The sequence below is a fragment of the Bradyrhizobium sp. genome (assembly GCF_027451485.1).
Classification (GTDB): Bacteria; Pseudomonadota; Alphaproteobacteria; order Rhizobiales; family Xanthobacteraceae; genus Bradyrhizobium.
This window is the reverse complement of the sequence record NZ_DAIDJE010000009.1, coordinates 25,321-44,810: the sequence shown is the minus strand read 5'-3', so window position 1 is coordinate 44,810 and position 19,490 is coordinate 25,321. Positions and strand designations below refer to the sequence as shown.

Below are 19,490 nucleotides of genomic sequence, written 5' to 3'. Positions count from 1 at the left end.
TCAGTAACCTTGGCATCCGCAAAGAGCGTTTGTTCCCAACGGCTTAAGCCGTCCCCAAAAGCGAAGGCGATTATCCCTTACTTGACAGAAAGCCTCAGACATGGCAAAATCCTTCCATTCTAGGGAGGCATTGATGGCCAAACGTCCGAAGGCGGTTCACCAACTGACCGAAAAGCAATTCGAGGACATGTTTCCGCATGAAGACGCTTGCCGCGCCTACTTGGTGGCGCGCCGCTGGCCCGAAGGCGTCCGCTGCCCGCGTTGTGGAAATCCTGCTGTCTATGATCTGCCGTCCCGCAAATGGCATTGGCAATGCGAGAAATGTGCGCCGGATGGCTATCGATTCTCGGTTCTCGCCGGAACGATCTTTGAGAATACCAACAAGCCGCTCCGCGACTGGTACAAGGTCGTTCACCTCATGCTGACTAGCAAGAAGGGCATGAGCGCGCTGCAAATCAAGCGCTACATGGGTTTCGGTTCGTACAAGACCGCTTGGAGCATGTGCCACAAGGTCCGTACCGCGCTGATGCAGGACCTCGATAAACTCGGCGGCATCGTTGAGGTTGATGAAACCTTCGTCGGCGGAAAAGACAAGAACCGCCATTGGGATAAGAGGTCGGGCAAGAGCGGCGGCGCTGGCGATCCTCTCAAATTCGTCGTGATCGGTGCCGTCAAGCGTAAGGGTAATGTGATCGTCCGCGTGATTGATAAGATTAACACGCCCACACTTGAGACATTCGTCAGAGAAACCGTCTCGACTCGCGTCAGCCTTCTCTGCACCGATGAAAACGCTGGCTATCGTCGGCTGGGCTTCCGCTACAACCACGGCGTTGTTGACCATGCCAAGGGGGTTCATGTCGTCGGTGCAGTGCACACCAATACGATTGAAGGCTTCTGGTCGATCATCAAGCGCGGCGTCGTCGGTACTTTCCATAAGGTCAGCAAAAAGTACCTGCCACTTTACGTTGCAGAGTTCCAGTTCCGGTATAATAATCGCTTCAACGAGGATATTTTCGGCGCGGCGATTGAGGGCGTATGAAATTTCGGGTGCCAGAGCTTTTTCTTGGTGTGTTTCTGGCAGTCGCGGTCTTCGCAGTGGGAATGTTGTTCGCCTCATCGCGCAGCTCTCCACCCGAGCATCAATCCCCCACCAATGCTGCAAAAGAAAATGGCCAACAACCACCAGAAGGCGGATTTTGGGATTGGGTTACGCATGATGCGGCCGGTTTTTTCACGCTTTGGCTGGTTATTGTAGGAGGTGCCCAGATTGGATTGTTCTATTGGCAGTTGCGACTGATCCGCTTCGCCGCTGACGACGCCAAAAAGGCCGGTATAGCCGCTGAGCGTGCCGCCGATGCTACCTCCGCATCTGTGGAACTGGCGCGTGATACCGCTAAGCGGCAGTTGCGCGCTTACGTAACGGTCGCGGGAGTTATCAGAACCAAGGATCCTGGTAACTTGAATAAAAAAGAAGGCTTCGCCGTATGCGTTGACGTTAAAAACAACGGGCAAACTCCAGCCAGCGACGCTCTCCAGTGGGCTAAGATTGAGATTCGAGAACTTCCACTTGTTACCCAACTGCCCCTTCATTGTTTGGAAAACCCAACAAAAGGAATTTTGCCTCCCGGCGCTGGGACTGCAAATGTGATGTTTCCAACTTTCGAACGCGATCTGACGGCATTCGAGGAAAACGCCATCCTTCAAAATCACACGGCGATCTATGTTTACGGCGAGATCGACTACCTTGATGTTTTCGGTGATAGACACCTGACGCAGTTTCGATTCCGCTGCAATGGACAAGGGTACCCCCTTGGACTGTTCAAGCCCGACAGCGAAGGCAACGAAGCCACATAAAGCGAGAAAGCCGCTCTGTCTCAGCCACCGTAGCGACTTTGATCTACTTCTGTCAAGTTGGGTATAATCGCCAAAGCGAACACGGCCTCCCGCCCCTCAAAGGGACGAAGAGGCCGCGACCGCCCTTGGACGCCTTCTATTGGGGGATCAGGCCATCACGCGGGAAGGCTCTTCGACGATGGAAAAGCGAACGCCGGCCTTGTGGCGATGCTCCTCCGAAACTTCGCGCCAGCAGCTTTCCGCTTCGGCGCGAGTCTTGAACGGACCCTTCACCTGGGCCGAACCTTCCACGAGCTTGTGGAAGTTCATCGAGCCGAACTCCCCGCCGATCACCCAGAAATTGCTACCTGTGCTCATTGTCAGTCTCCTGTGCTGTCGCGCGATAAATCTGGAACTCGACAAGTCTCCAGACGGATCAACTTCGCCGTTAGCCGAACTGGTTCATCGTGTTGTGGACACCACCCGCCTTCAGGGCGGCTTCGCCGGCGAAATACTCCTTGTGATCGTCGCCGATGTCGGAGCCAGCCATGTTCTGATGCTTCACGCAGGCGATGCCCTGACGGATCTCGGCGCGCTGGACGTTCTTCACATAGCCGAGCATGCCTTGCTCGCCGAAGTATTCCCTCGCCAGATTGTCAGTCGAGAGCGCTGCCGTGTGATAGGTCGGCAACGTGATCAGATGGTGGAAGATGCCGGCGCGCTTCGCTGAATCGGCCTGGAAGGTGCGGATACGCTCGTCGGCTTCCTTCGCCAGCGGCGTGTCGTCGTATTCCGCCTTCATCAATTCGGCCCGATTGTACTTGCTGACGTCCTTGCCGGCCTCCTTCATTGCATCGTACACCTGCCAGCGGAAATTCAGCGTCCAGTTGAAGGACGGCGAGTTGTTGTAGGCCAGCTTCGCATTCGGGACTATCTTGCGGATCCGATCGACCATCTTGGCGATCTGCTCGATATGCGGCTTCTCGGTTTCGATCCACAAAAGATCGGCGCCGTTCTGCAGCGAGGTAATGCAGTCCAGCACGCAGCGATCTTCGCCGGTGCCCGGGCGGAACTGATAGAGATTGCTGGGCAACCGCTTCGGACGCATCATCTTGCCGTGACGGTTGATGATGACATCGCCGTTCCGGAAATTTTCGGCCGTGACTTCCTCGCAATCCAAGAAGCTGTTGTATTGGTCGCCGATATCGCCGGGCTTGTGGCTCACGGCGATCTGCTGGGTGAGACCGGCCCCGAGCGAATCGGTGCGGGTCACGATGACGCCGTCTTCAACGCCCAGTTCGAGGAAGGCGTGACGACAGGCGCGAATCTTGGCAAGGAAGACCTCGTGCGGCACGGTCACCTTGCCGTCCTGATGTCCGCACTGCTTTTCGTCGGAGACCTGATTTTCGATCTGGAGAGCGCAGGCGCCCGCTTCGATCATCTTCTTGGCCAGCAGATAGGTTGCTTCCGCATTGCCGAAGCCGGCATCGATGTCGGCGATGACGGGGACGACATGGGTCTGGAAATTGTCGATCTTTTCGATCAGCGCCTTCTCCTTCGCCTTATCGCCTTGATTGCGCGCAGCATCGAGCGCTCGAAAGATATCGTTCAGCTCGCGCGCGTCGGCCTGACGCAGGAAGGTATAGAGTTCCTCAATCAGGGCCGGCACCGACGTCTTCTCGTGCATTGACTGGTCAGGCAGCGGTCCGAATTCGGAGCGGAGCGCTGCGATCATCCAGCCCGACAGATACAGGTAGCGGCGATCGGTCGTGCCGAAGTGCTTCTTCACCGAGATCAGCTTCTGCTGCGCGATGAAACCGTGCCAGCAGCCCAGCGACTGGGTGTACTTGGTGGGGTCGCCATCATAGGCGGCCATGTCGGCCCGCATCAGCGCCGCAGTGTAACGGGCGATGTCGAGGCCGGTCTTGAAGCGGTTCTGCAGGCGCATGCGCGCCACCGCCTCGGCGGTTACCCCGTTCCAGGTCGGCTTGGTCTCGAGAAGCGCCCGGGCCGCCTCGATCTCGCTCTGATACGAAGCTGGACCCTGGAGGGCCTGAGTGCCGATTCCCCGAGGCTGGTAATTCATGCTCGCAATCCTTTCGAAGCAGCGCCGCTATGGTCAACATCTTTGACACCGCAGCGCAAAATGAGTGCCGTAAGATAAACGCGAGACTCAGAATTTGGTAAATAGCGGCAGATATTGATTGGTGATGCCTTGTAACACATGCACATGTAATATAAGTTATTTTGTAATTATTTGTCACAGGCCTGTCTCCCACAGGCCGAGATCAGGACAGCGCCATGCCAGCGGATTCCGGAAAGAAATTGTTTGTCGGCCCCCGCTTTCGTCGCATCCGCCAGCAGTTGGGCCTGTCGCAGACCCAGATCGCCGAAGGTCTCGGCATCTCGCCGAGCTACATCAATCTGATCGAGCGCAATCAGCGCCCGGTGACCGCGCAGATCCTGCTCCGCCTGGCGGAGGCTTACGATCTTGACCTGCGCGATCTCGCGACCGCCGACGAAGACCGTTTTTTCGCCGAACTGAACGAGATCTTCTCCGACCCGCTGTTCCGGCAGATCGATCTGCCGAAGCAGGAATTGCGCGATCTAGCCGAACTTTGTCCTGGCGTTACGCACGCGCTGCAACGCCTTTACGCCGCCTACACCGAAGCCCGCCGCGGCGAGACCATGGCGGCAGCGCAGATGGCCGACCGCGACGAGGGTACGCGTTTCGAGGCGAATCCGATCGAGCGCGTGCGCGATCTGATAGAGACCAACCGCAACTATTTTCCCGAACTCGAAACGGCCGCGGAAAATCTGCGCGACGAAATCAACGTACCTGCGGAGGATTTGTTTGCCGCGCTGTCGGGCCGCCTGCGTGAAAAACACTCGATCCTCACGCGCATCATGCCGGTCGATGTCATGCGCGAAACGCTCCGCCGCTTTGACCGTCACCGCCGGCAACTTCTGATTTCGGAACTTGTCGATGGCCCCGGCCGCGCCTTCCAGCTCGCTTTCCAAACCGGACTTGCCGAATGCGCCAGCACGATCGAGACAATCATCGGCCGCGCCGGGCCGCTGGATGACGCGCCACGGAGGCTTTATCGGATCACACTCGCCAATTACTTCGCTGCCGCGGTAATGATGCCGTACCAGCCGTTTCAAACCGCAGCCGATGCGCTTGCCTACGATCTCAACATCCTGTCGCAGCGGTTCAACGCCGGCTTCGAGCAGGTCTGTCATCGCCTGACCACCTTGCAGCGCCCCAATGCGCGGGGCGTTCCTTTCTTCATGCTGCGGGTCGACAATGCCGGCAACGTGTCGAAGCGCTTTTCCTCCGGCACGTTCCCGTTCTCGAAATTCGGCGGCACCTGTCCGCTATGGAACGTGCATTCCACCTTCGACACACCAGACCGCCTGCTGAGCCAGGTGATCGAGTTGCCCGATGGCACGCGATATTTCTCGATCGCGCAGGTGGTCCGCAGACCTGCGGCGCCGCACGCGCAGCCGCAGCCGCGCTTTGCGATCGGACTGGGGTGCGAAATCCGCCATGCCTCGAAGCTCGTCTATGCGAGCGGCCTCAATCTCGACACGTCGGAAGGCACGCCGATCGGGGTCAACTGCCGGCTGTGCGAACGCGAGAATTGCAGCCAGCGCGCAGAACCGCCGATCACCCGCACGCTGATCCTGGATGAAAATACGCGGCGAATGTCGTCGTTCGTCTTTTCCAATGCCCGCGAATTGTGAGCAGCCCTAACAATCGCGTGCGGAGGGCGGAAGCTTGGCGGCAGCGGTTGGCTAATCCGCCGGAACCGTTATGGTGCGTTGAGCCTTCTCCACCTCCCCGCCCCCGAAAGTGGATATCCCGACATGTTCGTTTCGTTCTTCCCTCGCCCGAAGCTGTTCTTCTGGTCAGCGCTCGTTTGGATCGTGCTGTCGATGGCCCTTTGGTACGGGTATGCAGGCCATGTGGTACCAGCGAAGGAACCCGAAATCATCGGCGTGGCGCGGTTCTGGTCGGCGCCGGAATTGTGGTTCGACCTCTATTTTGCGATCAGCGTCGCAATCTTCGCCGGTTTCTGGATGGTGCTGTCGCCGCATCCGTGGTCGGCATGGTCGATCCTTGGCTCGGCGCTGATCCTGTTCACCTCCTATTTCCAGGTCCAAGTGAGTGTGGCCATCAACGACTGGCGCGGGCCCTTCTATAACCTCATCCAAAAGGCGCTTACGCCTTCGACAAAAGGAATGGTCACGGACGCGGAATTTTACGGCTATATCCTGACTTTCTTCAGCATCGCTACGGTCTTCATTTTGGTCGTCGTGCTGACGCGGTTTTTCGTGAGCCACTTTGTTTTCCGCTGGCGCACTGCGATGAACGACTTCTACGTCGCGAATTGGCCCCGCTTGCGCACAATCGAAGGCGCCTCGCAGCGGGTGCAAGAAGATACCATGCGGTTTGCGACCATCCTGGAAAACCTCGGGGGCAACCTGGTCAACGCGGTGTTGACGCTGATCGCATTCCTTCCGGTGCTGTTACTCCTGTCAAAGGATGTCACTGAACTTCCCCTGGTCGGCGCGATTCCCTACCCGCTTGTCGTCGCGGCGGTGCTTTGGTCGGTGTTCGGCACCGGCCTTCTGGCGCTGGTCGGAATTCGTTTGCCTGGAATCGAGTTTCACAATCAAAGGGTCGAGGCGGCCTACCGCAAGGAGCTCGTCCTTGGCGAGGACAGCGCCGAGCGCGCCGACCCGCCGACCCTGGCTATGCTGTTTTCCTATGTTCGCCGGAATTATTTCTGGCTCTATCTGAACTACATGTACTTCAACGTGGGACGCTATCTTTACATTCAGACCGATGCGATCTTCGCCTACGTCCTGCTCGTGCCGACACTTGTTGCGGGAGCAATCACGTTAGGCATCATGCAACAGATTCTGGGTGCATTCTCGGAGGTCAGGAGTTCGTTCCAGTACCTTGTCAACTCCTGGAGCACGATCGTCGACCTGCTCTCGATCTATAAGCGCCTGCGTAGCTTTGAGGCAAAGCTCCACGGGGAGCCGCTGCCGCCGATCGAGTCGGAAGCGGAGCCGCAGCCTTCATGATTTCCGGTGCGAACGCTCGTTCATTCTACTAAAGGCTAATTTCTGGGAGGTTGCTGCGGACTCCTAATTTTTTTTTAAGCCGCGAGGAAACTGTTTTCCGCAACTCCGGGGGCTCGCGTTCGTTACCGCACCATACGAGCCCATAAAGGTAGGAGTTCTATATGAGAAGGCAGATTCTCGCGGGCGCGGCTGCGCTCGCTCTCGCAGTCGGAATGTCGACCAGCGCAATGGCCTTTGGTCATGGTGGCGGCGGCGGCTTCCACGGCGGAGGCGGTGGTTTTCACGGTGGCGGTGGCTTCCATGGCGGCGGCATGGGCTTCCATGGCGGCGGCATGGGCTTCCATGGTGGTGGCATGGGCTTCCACGGCGGCGGCATGGGCATGGCCCGCGGCGGCTTCCATGGCGGCATGGCCCGTGGCGGCTTTGGCGGCGCCCGCTACGCTGGCATGCGCGGCTACGGCGGCTGGCGCCATGGCGGTTGGGGCGGCAGGCGGTTCGCACGCGGTTACGGCGGCTGGGGCGGTTACGGCGGCTGGGGCTGGGGCGGCGGATGGGGTTATCCCTACGGCGTCGGATATGATGTCGGATACGATTACGGCTATCCATATGATGCTTATGCTGCCGACGTAGGATTGGTCAGTGTCGGGCTTGGAATAGCAGATGCGGTCACCGGCTATTGTGACCCATATTACGGCTACGGCTACGGTTACTGCGGACCGGGTTACGGCTATTACGGCGTGCCCCTCAATCCGTGGTAAGCGCCCGCTCCGCAACTTAGAAAGCGCCTCAAGATCCGCCCGGAGAACCCAGGCGGATCTTGGATTTATGGTGGCGGCCCACCGTCCCCAGACAGAACGTACGTAGCTTGCTGCCAGCCGGCATTGCACGTGCCCCTCCGAACACCCACTTCAATTCGCCGCATCCAAATTGGTGCAGGAACCGCGGGAATTGTCCTGACCGGGACGGAGGAGATGCGATGAGAAAGCAAATTCTGGCCACCACCACGGCGCTGGCGCTTGCCGCAGATCTGACGAGCCCCGGGATGGCTCTTGACCATAAGGCCGAGAGCCGTCGTTACGCCGGACATTTCGCTGGCGCGTCAGGTGGAATGCACGACCGCCGGGGCACGCACACCAGCCGGTTTCCAGGAGTTGCCGGCCCGGAGAGGCAGCACCGCGGTGGCTTTGTCGATCTCGGTCCACTCGGCATTACGACGGCTTGCGGCTCCTATCGCTATGGGCACGATGACTGCGGCTCCGGCTACGGCACGCCAATTGACGCCTGGTCCCGATAAGCAGCGGCGCGAGTTGTTAAGGGTAACCACAGATTCAGGGACATATCAGAACGGATCATCCGTCTTCGACCGAAACATGGGTTCATGTCGGCGCTAGTCGTCGCAGGCGCATCACCGTCGGCCCGTTCGCTGCTGCGCGTGAGGCTGCAGCCGTTGACCAGCTCGCTCGCTCCGTCGCGGCTATACCGGGCTCGCCACGATAGATCTCGCCTGTTCGCCTCATGCCCCTAAAATAATCTCAAGCCGATGGGGCGGCAGGGGTGATAACGGTGCTACTGGAGATCAATAGACAGCGACATCCAACCGGTAGCGGCATGCGGATATACTCGAAGTTCGGTCTTCTGTTTGGTTCAATCGGCCTCGCGGCGCTCGGGAGCCTGGCATGGGCGCAACCTGTCGCGCCGGAATTTCACCGGCCGGCACGCGCCGCCGTTCCGCGAGCCGCTAGTTGTCATAACGGGGCGAGTTTCGACCGCTTCCTGGCTGACCTCAAGCAACAGGCGCTGGCGGCCGGCGTTTCGCAGCGCGCCATCAACGAGGCCGCGCCTTACCTCGTCTACGATCAGGGCATCGTCAACCGCGACCGCGGCCAGCGCGTATTCGGGCAGATCTTCACCGAGTTCGCCGGCCGTATGGCCGCGCCCTATCGGATGCAGCAGGGCCAGGCGCGGATCAGAACTTATGCCGCCGCATTCGCTCGGGCCGAAAAGGAGTACGGCGTGCCTCCGGCGGTGATTGCGGCGTTCTGGGGCCTGGAAAGCGATTTCGGCGCCAATATGGGCAACCTGCCGACACTGCGCTCGCTGGTATCGCTCGCTTATGATTGCCGGCGTTCCGAGCGCTTTGTCGGCGAAACCATTGCCGCGCTGAAGATCATCGACCGCGGCGATCTCACGCCGGATGAAATGATCGGCTCGTGGGCCGGCGAGCTCGGCCAGACGCAATTTCTGCCGACGCATTATTTCACCTATGCCGTGGACTATGGCGGCCACCGCAATCTCCTGCATAGCCCCGAGGACGTGATCGGCTCGACGGCGAACTACATTGCGAACGGGCTGAAATGGCGGCGCGGCGAGCCCTGGCTACAGGAGGTTCGCGTGACGGCACCGGCCAATTTCCCGTGGGAGCAGGCCGATCTCACCATACGACTGCACCGTTCGAAATGGGCGCAGCTTGGCGTCAGATATCCCGACGGCCGGCCGTTGCCGAATGACGAGATGCCGGCTTCGCTGCTGCTGCCGATGGGCCGCAATGGCCCGGCCTTTCTCGCCTACGCCAATTTCGCGGCCTATACCGAATGGAATAACTCGCTGATCTACTCGACGACCGCGGCCTATCTTGCGACCCGCATTGCCGGCGCACCGCCGATGCAACGGCCGAGCGCCCCCGTGGCACAACTGCCGCTCGGCCAGTTACGCGAACTGCAACAGCTGTTGGTGCGCGCCGGTTACGACGTCGGCAAGATCGATGGCGTGATGGGGCAGCAGAGCCGCAGCGCGGTCAAGGCGATGCAGATCAAATTCGGCTTGCCGGCCGACTCCTGGCCGACGGCCGAACTGCTGGTGAAGATGCGCGGGGCGCGCTTGCCGTCCGCCGCTGCACTTGCGCAACCGCCGCGGTAATATCCAATCACGTTTTCGCTGCTATAGAATTGCAGACTTCCGGCCGCATCTCATTTGTGGCAAGCCGCCCGGCGACAAGAATTTACACGCCACGAAAGAGCATCACATGTCCTTCTATGACGCTTCCGTTCCCGCCCTCCTGCAGATTCTCGGCAGCCTCTCGGGCATTCTCAGCAAGGCAGAGGCCCATTGCGCATCGAAAAACCTCCAGCCGGAGGTATTGCTCTCGGCACGGCTCTATCCCGACATGCTGCCGTTCACGCGCCAGATTCAGCTGGCGTGCGATTTCGCTGGCAAGGGCTGTGCGCGGCTTGCCCATATCGACGTGCCTTCCACGCCCGATACCGAAAAGGGCTTTGGGGAATTGCGGCAGCGGCTGGCGAACACCAGCGAATATCTCAAGAAGTTTACCCCTACACAATTCGAAGGCGCCGACAGCCGCGAGGTCACTTTCCCGGTCGGCGCGGATCGCACGCTCACGCTGAAAGGTCAGGAATTCCTCAACCGCTTTGTATTCCCCAACTTCTATTTCCACGCAGCGATTGCCCACGGCATTCTTCGTCACAATGGCGTCGAGATCGGCAAACGGGACTTTCTCGGCGTTGCCTGAGCGATCCTCCGCAGTGCCGGCGGAGCGAAGTTTGCTAAAATGACGCGAACCAAAGGATGGTCTTCATTATTTGCGCCGTTTTCGAGCAAAATCTTGCCGGCTGGCGGTTTCGTGATTGCGAACGGCTTGTTGTTGCGAGCCGGAATGCACAACTCGATGTCACGTCCCGTCGATCGTACTCCCGCCTGCTTTTTCACTCACCGAGATCATCCCAATGAGCACATCCAAACTTTTCGAACCGTTCACGCTTGGCTCGATCACTCTCTCAAACCGCCTTGTGATGGCCCCGCTCACGCGCAACCGCGCCCTCAAAGGTTTCGTGCCCAATCCGCTGGCGGTTGAATATTACGGCCAGCGTGCGTCGGCAGGCCTTCTGATCAGCGAAGCCACCCAGGTTTCACAGCAGGGCCAGGGATATCAGGACACGCCCGGCATCTATTCCGAGGAACAGATTGCCGGCTGGCGCAAGGTGACGGATCGCGTGCACGCCAAAGGCGGGCGCATCTTCCTCCAGCTTTGGCATGTCGGTCGCATCTCGCATACCTCGCTGCAACCGAACAATGGTGCACCGGTCGCGCCATCCGCGATCCGGGCCAAGACCAAGACCTTCGTCAACGGTACCTTTGCCGACGTATCCGAGCCGCGCGCGCTCGAACTTTCGGAGATTCCTGGCATCATCGCCAGCTTCAGGCAGGGCGCCGCCAATGCCGTTGCGGCCGGGTTCGACGGTGTCGAGGTGCACGGCGCCAATGGTTATCTGCTCGACCAGTTCGCCAAGGACGGCACCAACAAGCGCACCGATGCCTATGGGGGCGGAATCGAGAACCGCGCCAAATTGATGCTGGAAGTCGCAAAGGCCGTCGCCTCGGAAGTGGGCGCCGAACGTACCGGTATCCGAATCTCACCTGTCACGCCGGCCAATGACGTCTCCGACTCCAACCCGCAGCCGCTGTTCGACTACATCGTCGACCGTCTCAACGCGTTGAATCTGGTCTATATCCACGTCATCGAAGGCGCGACGGGCGGTCCGCGGGATATCGCCCCATTCGACTACCAGTCGCTGCGCAATCGCTTCAAGGGCGCCTATATCGCCAACAACGGCTACGACTTTCAGCTGGCGAACAAGGTGCTGACGGCCAATGAGGCGGATCTGATCGCATTCGGGAAATTGTTCATTTCCAACCCGGATCTCGTCGAGCGCTTCAAGCGCGGCGCGCCCCTTAATGCATTCGACAAGGCCACTTTCTATGGTGGCGGCGCCAAGGGATATACGGACTATCCGGCGCTCGAATCCGCCTCCACCGCGGTGTGACAGGCGGTTATGCCGGTCTATGGCGCAGTCGTTCCCGGTTGCCCTCTCGCCTACGGCTGAGGGCGGCCGCGGCATCGATCTCGCCCTGGTATTAGTCCAGCGGCTGATCTTGCTGAATGGCTTGCGGCCGGCCTTCTTCGTCGATCGCGACATAGGTGAAGTGGCCGTCGGTCACGAGGATCGGCTGCAATTCCTTGCGGCGAAGCACCCAGGCTTCGAGGTGCACCGTGATCGACGTCCTCCCCATCCTGACGAGATTGGCGTGCACCGAAACGAGATCTCCGACATAGACGGGCTTGCGGAAATTCATCGCATCGATCGCAACGGTAACGGCGCGTGATTTCGTCGTCTTGGATGCAAACACGCCGCCGCCGACATCCATCTGGCTGAGCAGCCAGCCGCCGAAAATGTCGCCATTCTGGTTGGTATCGGCCGGCATCGCCAGCGTGCGAATGCAGAGCTCGCCGGACGGCGCGGTTGCGGTGACAGGCGAAGCGTGAACGGCTTGCGGGTCGGTCATATCATTACCTGAAATTTTCCCAGCCCGCATCCGGCGCGAACCGGCCGCCGAATTTGGTTTCCAGCTTACGCAAAGCGGACGTCACGTTTTCCACTCCTCGCGTCCGCGCGTAATTCAACGGACCGCCGCGGAACGGGGCGTAGCCCGTGCCGAAAATCATGGCGCCATCGACCATATCGGGATCATCGACGATGCCCTCGCGCAGGCAGGCGACGCAGACGTTCGACATCGGCAGGATCAGCCGGTCGATCATCTCCGCGTCGGGCTCCGCAGCGGATACAGGCCGGGCTTTGTCGGCCTTGCCGTCACGCCAGACATAAAATCCCCTTCCGGTTTTGCGGCCGAGTTCGCCCTTTGCAACCTTGTCGCGCAGCCAGGCCGGCGTCGGCGGCAACAGGTCGCCGAATTTCGAGCGGAGCATGTCGCCGACCGCAAGGCAGATATCGAGCCCGACCTGATCGGCGAGTTCGATCGGCCCCATCGGCATCCCGAACTTTTCGGCCGCCGCATCGATCACCGTCTTGTCGACATTGGCATCGAACAGCACCATGGCTTCCAGCATGTAGGGCGTCAACGCGCGATTGACGACAAAACCGGGCGAACTCCTGACCGGCAACGGCAGGCGATCGATCGCACCGACAAAGGCCAACGCTTCCTTCAGAAGCTGCGGATCGGTGCCGTCATGGCTGACGACCTCGATCAATTGCAGGCGCGAGACCGGATTGAAGAAGTGCAAGCCAAGCAACCGCTCCGGCTTTTCCAGAGTCGCGCGCAAATCCTGCAAAGGGATGCTAGACGTATTGGTGGCAAGGATCGCGCCCGCCTTCATTCGCGGCTCGAGGCCGGCATAGACCTTCTGCTTGAGCTCAAGCTTTTCCGGCACCGCCTCGATGATGAGGTCCGCCGTACGAACTCCCTCGCCGTCGAGATCGGGGATCAGGCGATCGAGTGCGTCACGCACTTCGGTACGCTTGCGGATGATCTTGCTGAACAGATCGGCCGCGCGCTTGACTGCGCCGGCAATCGGATCGGGCTTCATGTCCGCCAGCGTGGCCTTCAATCCTCGATTGGCGCACCAGGCCGCGATATCGCCGCCCATCGCACCGGCGCCGATGACGTGGACTTGCCTGATCTTGTTATCGGAGCCAGCCTGCTTCTTCATCTGATCGCGCAGGAAGAATACCCGGATCAGGTTTTGCGCCGTGGGCGTCACCATCAGGTGCGCGAACGAGCTCCGTTCGGCGGCGAGCATCGCAGCCTTGTTGCCGCCGTGCTTTTCCCAGAGATCGATCAATCCGTAGGGCGCCGGATAATGCTCGGGCGAGGCGGCCTTCGCCGCTTCGGAACGCATGCGCGAGGCGAGAAAGCCGCGCACCGGGCCGGCGTTCAAAACGCTATGGAGGAAACCGGGCCCGGCACGCTTGAGCCGGCCGAAGACGGCGTCCTTCACGGCATTGCGAACATGCCGCTCTTCCGTCACTGCATCGACGAGGCCGAGCGATTTGGCGCGGCGCGCATCGATGGTGCGGCCTGTGAGCATCAGCGTCATCGCCTGCATCGGATTGATGAGCTCAGTGAAACGGGCCGTGCCGCCGAGGCCGGGATGCAATCCCAGCATCACCTCCGGAAAACCGAAGCGCGCGTCGGAAATGGCGATGCGCGACTGACAGGCGAGCGCGACTTCCAGCCCACCACCGAGGCAAAAGCCGTGGATCACGCTCACCGTTGGAAATTTCACTGCTTCCAGCCGGTCGATCACCGCATGGGCGCGCGCAATCTGCGCCTCGACTGCAGCCGAATCTGTTGCTCCGCGGAATTCGTTGACGTCGGCCCCGGCGATGAAGCCGGAAGCTTTGGCCGAGCGGATCACCAAACCGGCCGGCCGCTCACTTTCGAGCGCGGCCAGCACCGCGTCGAACTCGGACAGCACCTCGGCTGACAGCGTGTTGGCGCTGGCGCCGTCCCGGTCAAACAGCAGCCAGGCGATGCCATCGGCATCGCGCGTCAGTTTGAAATGACGGTACGCGCCGCTAGCCGCCGGCTTCGGTCCGAGTTCGAGCACGCGGTCAGAAAGAACGTCGAGGATATGGCTTTCCATGACGCCCCCTATACCGTCTCGATCAGCATGGCGCCGCCCAGCCCGCCGCCGATACATTCGGTGGCGATGCCGCGCCTGGTGCCGAGCCGCTTCATCGCATTGACGAGATGCAGCACGATGCGGTTGCCGCTGGTGCCTACCGGATGGCCGAGACTGATCGCGCCGCCATCGACGTTCAGCCGGGTCTGGTCGAGCTGGCCTGCGGCGCCGTCGAGCCCCAAAACCTCCCGGCAGAATTTGTCGTCATTCCAGGCCGCAAGGCAGCCCAACACTTGCGTGGCAAAAGCCTCGTTCAATTCCCAGGTCTCGATATCCGGGAGCGCCAATTTGTTGCGCTTCAACAGTTCGGTCGCCGACATCACCGGGCCCAGTCCCATGATCGAGGGATCGAGCGCCGCCCAGTGGCTGTCGACGATCACGGCCTTTGGCGTAAGACCATGTTTTGCAACCGCCTCTTCCGAAGCGAGGATCACCCACGAGGCGCCATCGGTTATCTGCGAGGAATTGCCCGCGGTGACCTGGCCCCATGGCCGCTCGAACACTGGCTTCAGCGTAGCCAGTTTCTCCGGCGTCGAATCCGGCCGCACGCCGTCGTCGTGATCGTAGAATTTGCCGTCGCGGGCAAAGGCTGTCTCGACTTCTCCCTTCAAAAATCCGCTCGCTTGCGCATGCGCTAGCCGCCTGTGGCTTTCCGCGGCGTAGGCGTCGGACTGCTCACGCGTGATGCCGAAGAGATGGCCGACAACCTCCGCGGTCTGCCCCATGTTGAGTTCGGTGATCGGGTCGGTGAGGCCGCGCTCAAGCCCGATCACCGGCTTGAAATAGGCCGGGCGCGCTTTCGCGATCGCGCCGAGTTTCGCCAGGATCCCCTTGGCGGTCGCAAGCCCTGCAAACCAGCGCACTCCCTGCTGCGGCCATACCAGTGGCGCATAACTCAGCGCTTCGGTGCCACCGGCCAGAATAAGATCAGAGATGCCTTCGCGAATGTAGCGAAAGGCCGTGTCGATGGACTGCATGCCGCTGCCGCAATTGATCTGCACGGTGAAGGCCACCATCCGCTCGCCCATGCCGAGCCGGAGCGCAGCGACCCGCGCGGGATTCATTTCGTCGGCAATGACGTTGACGCAGCCAAGGATGACCTGATCGAAGCTGTCGGGTGCGAAGGGCTGGCGGGCGAGCAGCGGCCGGCCACACTGAACAGCCAGATCAACCGGCGTGAACGGACCGGGACCGGAGCGCGCCTTCAGGAACGGCGTGCGGCTGCCGTCGACAATAAAGACGGGTCGCGCCATCAGCTTGCCGCCCTCTGCTCACCGAGCTCCTGGAAGAACTGGTGCACGTTCGGCTTTTTGTAAATCGGCGACAGCGCCTCGGGCGCAAAATCGTCGACATCGATCACCTTCGCAACAGCCTCATGTGCCGCCTTGAGTTTTTCACCTTCAGCCTGCGTGATCACGCCCTGTTTTACGGCCTCATGCCAATCGTGCAGGCGTGCCGCGCGCATGCGCTTTGCAATCTCTTCCGCACCGGTGACGAGAAGGAATGCCTTCTCAAGTCGCGCCACGCCGCCATCGTCGTCCACGTGCGCAAGGTCGGGCGTCAGCCGATCGCGCACCGCCGATGGCTCCAGCACGAGCTGAGCACATTCGTGCACCACGCGGTCGGAAGGCCCGAGCACGCGTGCGCCGAACGGCTGAACCACGAGCTTCAAAATGGCGGCAATAAACCGATTGGGCAGGTTGGCCAGAATTTCCGCAAAGCGAATCTCGATGGTGCGAAAGCCGCTCGCCATGCACCATTCGAGCGCAGCGAAATCGGCGGCCTGACGTCCCTCGTCCTGCCAGCGTTTCAGCGCTGCCGACAACAGATAAAGCTCGGAGAGGATGTCGCCGAAACGCGCGGACAACATTTCCTTTCGCTTGAGCGCGCCGCCAAGCGTGAGCAGCGCCATATCGGCGCAGAGTGCGAAGGCCGACGAATACCGTGACAGCTGGCGATAGAATCTGGTCGCGTCACCGGCGTCGGGCGCCGGCGCAAACAGGCCGCCGGTCCAGCTACGTCCCAAGGCACGGAACAGCGTCATCACGCTGTGTCCAACATGCTTCCAGAACGCATCATCGAAATCATCCAGACCCTTGGCGCGGTCCTGTTCGCCGAGCGCGTTCATTTCCTGCAGCAGATAGGGATGAGCGCGGATCGCCCCCTGCCCGAACACGATCAGGTTGCGCGTCAGGATATTGGCGCCCTCGACGGTGATGCCGACCGGCACCGAGCGGTAAAGGTTGCCGATGTAATTCTGCGGCCCGTCGATCACGGCCTTGCCGCCATGGATGTCCATGGCGTCGTCGATCGCGATCCGCATGCGTTCGGTCGCCTGCAGCTTCATGATGCCGGAGATGACAGCCGGATGGTGGCCTTTGTTGAGCGCCGCACAGGTCAGCCGCCGCGCCGCATCGAGCAGGTATGCGGTGCCGGCGATGCGCGCGAGCGGTTCTTCGATGCCTTCGAATTTGCTGATGGAAATGCCGAACTGATCGCGAATGCGCGCATATGCACCGGTGGTGCGTGCAGCGTAGGCCGCGCCTGCCGCCGACAGCGATGGCAGCGAGATTCCGCGTCCGGCGGCAAGCGCCGTCATCAGCATCTTCCAGCCCTGGCCAAGGCGTTCCTTGCCGCCAATGATATAGTCGAGCGGAATGAAGACGTCCTTGCCCCAGTTCGGACCATTCTGAAAAACCTGCATCGCAGGCAAATGCCGGTGGCCGATGGAGACGCCGGGAAGATCGGTCGGGATCAGCGCAACGGTGATGCCGAGTTCGTCGTCGTTGCCGACGAGATGGTCGGGGTCGTAGGCCTTGAACGCCAGCCCCAGGAGTGTCGCGACCGGACCAAGCGTGATGTAACGCTTGTGCCAGTTGAGGCGAAGGCCGAGCACCTCTTCGCCCTCGAACTCGCCCTTGCAGATCACGCCGCTGTCGATCATCGAAGCCGCGTCCGAGCCCGCCTCCGGGCTGGTAAGGCCGAAACAGGGAATGTCGCGGCCATCCGCCAGCCGCGGCAGCCAGCGCTCCTGCTGCTCCTTGGTGCCGAAGCGCATCAGGAGTTCGCCGGGTCCGAGCGAGTTCGGCACCATGACGGTGACGGCTGCGACCAGCGAGCGCGATGACAATTTGCGCACCACTTCAGAATGCGCGTAGGGCGAAAAGCCGAGTCCGCCATGTTCCTTCGGGATGATCATCCCGAAGAACTTCTTCTGTTTGATGTAATCCCATACTTCGGGCGGCAGGTCGCGCCATTCCCAGTTGATCTTCCAGTCGTCGAGCATCGTGCAGAGTTCGTCGACGGTGTCGTTGAGGAAGGTCCTCTCCTCCGCCGTCAGCGTTGCCGGCGCATAATTGAGCAGCTTCGACCAGTCCGGGTTTCCGGTGAAGAGATCGGCATCCCACCAGACGTCGCCGGCCTCGAGCGCCTCCCGCTCGGTATCTGACATCGACGGCAGGACGCCGCGTGCCCAGGAGAAGATCGGCTTGGTCAGAAAATCGCGGCGGAAGGAGCTCATGACGATGTCCTTGGATCAGGCGGCGCGGACCTCAATTCTAACGGAAGAAACCGGATTCGGGTGAAGACTTCGACCCGAAAGAAGGACAAATTGATACGGCCTCACCGGAACGATTGTTTACGCTCCTGTCTGGAAATGCCTGATTTCGGCGGGCTTTGTGTGATGGCGCGCCGCGGACGCAAGCTGGCGGAAGAGCCTCAGTCCGGCCGCGGCATTTCAAACATGGCGTCCTGGCGAATCTCGAAATAATCGCCCCTGCGGCCGGCGCGCACGATCGGATGGGCCAGCGCCGTCTGATAGACGCCGTCCTTGATCATCGCCTTGTCGATATGGACGGCAACGACCTCGCCGAGCGTGAGCCACGCCTGCGCCTTCCTGCCGTCGGCGCCCTGCAGCTGAACGATCTGCGTCAGTTTGCATTCGAACGAAACCGGGCTTTCGCCAACGCGGGGCACCTTCACCAGCTTGCATGGCACAGCGGTGAGGCCTGCGATTCCGAATTCGTTGACCTCGTGGGCGACATGCGCGGCGGTCGCGTTCATCTGCTGTGCCAGATGCCTGGTCGCGAGATTCCAAACGAACTCGCCGGTCTCCTGGATATTGGCGACGCTGTCCTTCCAGGCGGTCGAGGAAAATCCGATGATCGGCGGCGTATAGCAGAAGCCGTTGAAGAAACTGTATGGCGCCAGATTGACGTTGCCCTTGCCATCGCGCGAGGAAATCCAGCCGATCGGCCTCGGCGCGATGATGGCATTGAATGGATCGTGTTTCAGGCCGTGGCCGTTCTTCGGCTCGTAATAGTACAGATCTTTTTCGGTCACGCTGGGCTCTTCCTGTGAAATGTCATTCATTCCGGATGCGATGTCTCGCACCGCCCCGGGCACGGCAACATATCTTCAGAATGTTCAGAAGGCTATTCCACCTTCCGTGTCGCCAGTCCGGCGAGCAGGAAATCGACCATCTGCTCGATTGGCGCATGGGGCTTCGGCTTGTTGAGCGCCTGAGCGATCATCTGGGGATGAAAATAACCGATCATGGCCTGACAGGTGCACAGGGCAGCCGATGGCACGTCGCTAGTCTCGAATTCGCCGGACGCGACCCCTTGCGCAATCACCGTGCCGATCGCCTCGACAACGGTCTGCATATGGGCAACACAGACTTCCCAGCACTCCTCCATCGCAATCTCGACCATTTCGTGCAGCTTGGAATCGCCGACAAAGCGCTCCGAATTCATGCGATGGATCGTGGTCAGCAGTTCACGCAGACGCGGCGTTGCGGGCCCCGGCTTCGCCACGATCGCCCTCGCCGCCATTTCCACTTCGCCCATCAGGTCACGCGCAACGCCTTCGTGAATCGCCTTTTTCGACTCGAAGAAGCGGTACACGTTGGCCGGGCTCATATGCAGCTCTTTGGCGATGTCCCCGACCGTGGTCTTCTGGTAGCCGATCTGGCGGAACAGCCGCTCGGCCACCTCGAGAATACGCTCCCGGGTGTCCGTTTCGGTATGTTCGGCAGTCAGCGTCATTTTCGCACTCGATTCATCCT

Annotated in this window: 17 protein-coding genes; 9 read left to right on the top strand and 8 right to left on the bottom strand. The window is 60.5% G+C overall.

Annotation, left to right across the window (positions count from 1 at the left end; translation table 11 throughout):
• Positions 1-133 precede the first annotated feature (133 nt).
• Both NEZ08_RS01260 and NEZ08_RS01255 read left to right on the top strand, forming a co-directional pair.
• Positions 134-1,039: an IS1595 family transposase gene (locus NEZ08_RS01260; RefSeq protein ID WP_298102283.1), complete on the top strand. Its 906-nt coding sequence runs from the start codon at positions 134-136 to the stop codon at positions 1,037-1,039.
• Positions 1,036-1,854, top strand: coding sequence for a hypothetical protein (locus NEZ08_RS01255; RefSeq protein ID WP_298102280.1), 819 nt, complete (start codon positions 1,036-1,038; stop codon positions 1,852-1,854). Before NEZ08_RS01260 ends, NEZ08_RS01255 begins: the two co-directional genes overlap by 4 nt.
• Before the next feature lie 147 nt (positions 1,855-2,001).
• Here NEZ08_RS01255 and NEZ08_RS01250 read toward each other — a convergent pair whose 3' ends face one another.
• The gene (locus NEZ08_RS01250; protein ID WP_298102278.1) at positions 2,002-2,211 is read right to left on the bottom strand and encodes a hypothetical protein; all 210 of its coding nucleotides are present in this window, start codon (positions 2,209-2,211) and stop codon (positions 2,002-2,004) included.
• 70 nt (positions 2,212-2,281) lie between these two features.
• Complete coding sequence (locus tag NEZ08_RS01245; protein WP_298102276.1) at positions 2,282-3,919, bottom strand: isocitrate lyase; 1,638 nt, start codon at positions 3,917-3,919, stop codon at positions 2,282-2,284.
• A gap of 215 nt (positions 3,920-4,134) precedes the next feature.
• Here NEZ08_RS01245 and NEZ08_RS01240 point away from each other — a divergent pair, with 215 nt between their 5' ends.
• The 7 genes from NEZ08_RS01240 (at position 4,135) to NEZ08_RS01210 (ending at position 11,768) form a co-directional block, all read left to right on the top strand.
• Positions 4,135-5,580 (top strand): short-chain fatty acyl-CoA regulator family protein, encoded by a 1,446-nt coding sequence (locus NEZ08_RS01240; RefSeq protein ID WP_298102274.1) that lies wholly within the window; start codon positions 4,135-4,137, stop codon positions 5,578-5,580.
• A 123-nt stretch (positions 5,581-5,703) separates the two neighbouring features.
• Complete coding sequence (sbmA, locus tag NEZ08_RS01235) at positions 5,704-6,930, top strand: peptide antibiotic transporter SbmA (RefSeq protein ID WP_298102271.1); 1,227 nt, start codon at positions 5,704-5,706, stop codon at positions 6,928-6,930.
• A 161-nt stretch (positions 6,931-7,091) separates the two neighbouring features.
• Complete coding sequence (locus NEZ08_RS01230; RefSeq protein ID WP_298102268.1) at positions 7,092-7,688, top strand: hypothetical protein; 597 nt, start codon at positions 7,092-7,094, stop codon at positions 7,686-7,688.
• Positions 7,689-7,906: 218 nt separating this feature from the next.
• Positions 7,907-8,224 carry a hypothetical protein gene (locus NEZ08_RS01225; RefSeq protein ID WP_298102266.1) on the top strand — a complete coding sequence of 106 codons (318 nt, stop codon included), beginning with the start codon at positions 7,907-7,909 and terminating at the stop codon, positions 8,222-8,224.
• A gap of 314 nt (positions 8,225-8,538) precedes the next feature.
• A complete protein-coding gene (locus tag NEZ08_RS01220; protein ID WP_298102263.1) occupies positions 8,539-9,846 on the top strand; it encodes a lytic murein transglycosylase in 1,308 nt (435 codons plus the stop codon).
• Between the two features lie 106 nt (positions 9,847-9,952).
• A complete protein-coding gene (locus tag NEZ08_RS01215) occupies positions 9,953-10,456 on the top strand; it encodes a DUF1993 family protein (protein ID WP_298102260.1) in 504 nt (167 codons plus the stop codon).
• Between the two features lie 214 nt (positions 10,457-10,670).
• Positions 10,671-11,768: an alkene reductase gene (locus tag NEZ08_RS01210; protein WP_298102258.1), complete on the top strand. Its 1,098-nt coding sequence runs from the start codon at positions 10,671-10,673 to the stop codon at positions 11,766-11,768.
• A 91-nt stretch (positions 11,769-11,859) separates the two neighbouring features.
• On the opposite strand, the gene NEZ08_RS01205 is transcribed toward NEZ08_RS01210, so the two are convergent.
• The 6 genes from NEZ08_RS01205 to NEZ08_RS01180 form a co-directional block, all read right to left on the bottom strand.
• On the bottom strand, positions 11,860-12,288 hold the full coding sequence (locus tag NEZ08_RS01205) for an acyl-CoA thioesterase (RefSeq protein WP_298102255.1): 429 nt from the start codon (positions 12,286-12,288) through the stop codon (positions 11,860-11,862).
• Positions 12,289-12,292: 4 nt separating this feature from the next.
• Positions 12,293-14,386: a 3-hydroxyacyl-CoA dehydrogenase NAD-binding domain-containing protein gene (locus tag NEZ08_RS01200; RefSeq protein WP_298102253.1), complete on the bottom strand. Its 2,094-nt coding sequence runs from the start codon at positions 14,384-14,386 to the stop codon at positions 12,293-12,295.
• A gap of 8 nt (positions 14,387-14,394) precedes the next feature.
• Positions 14,395-15,678, bottom strand: coding sequence for an acetyl-CoA C-acetyltransferase (locus tag NEZ08_RS01195; RefSeq protein WP_298102249.1), 1,284 nt, complete (start codon positions 15,676-15,678; stop codon positions 14,395-14,397).
• Positions 15,678-17,945, bottom strand: coding sequence for an acyl-CoA dehydrogenase (locus NEZ08_RS01190; protein WP_298102247.1), 2,268 nt, complete (start codon positions 17,943-17,945; stop codon positions 15,678-15,680). The genes NEZ08_RS01195 and NEZ08_RS01190 overlap by 1 nt, the downstream gene beginning before the upstream one ends.
• A gap of 197 nt (positions 17,946-18,142) precedes the next feature.
• Complete coding sequence (locus tag NEZ08_RS01185) at positions 18,143-18,766, bottom strand: flavin reductase family protein (RefSeq protein WP_298102244.1); 624 nt, start codon at positions 18,764-18,766, stop codon at positions 18,143-18,145.
• Positions 18,767-18,858: 92 nt separating this feature from the next.
• The gene (locus tag NEZ08_RS01180) at positions 18,859-19,470 is read right to left on the bottom strand and encodes a TetR/AcrR family transcriptional regulator (protein WP_298102242.1); all 612 of its coding nucleotides are present in this window, start codon (positions 19,468-19,470) and stop codon (positions 18,859-18,861) included.
• Between the last annotated feature and the right edge of the window lie 20 nt (positions 19,471-19,490).